Origin of the sequence: Actinomycetospora sp. NBRC 106378, from assembly GCF_030269685.1 — a bacterium.
Taxonomy (GTDB): Bacteria; Actinomycetota; Actinomycetes; order Mycobacteriales; family Pseudonocardiaceae; genus Actinomycetospora.
The window spans coordinates 1-215 of the sequence record NZ_BSTT01000052.1 but is presented as its reverse complement, the minus strand read 5'-3'; the positions used below and the strand labels follow the sequence as shown (position 1 = coordinate 215).

Genomic DNA, 215 nt, shown 5'->3' with positions numbered 1-215 from the left:
CCTGTCCGCGCTGCCCTCGATCTCCACCGTGCAGCAGGTCCTGGCCCGCCACGGCGACGGGGCGCTGCGGGTCTCCCGCCCGCGTGGGACCCGCTACCGCTACGAGGGGCAGCGGTTCACCTATCCGCATCCCAACCAGCTCTGGCAGATCGACGGGGCGATGCACCACCTCGCCGACGGCACCCCGTTCTGGGCGGTCGACATCGTCGATGACC

The 215-nt window shown here is 71.6% G+C and carries 1 pseudogene; it reads left to right on the top strand.

The window, feature by feature from the left end:
* Positions 1-28: 28 nt before the first annotated feature.
* A pseudogene (locus QSK00_RS30365) lies at positions 29-215 on the top strand (IS481 family transposase); the annotation flags it as partial.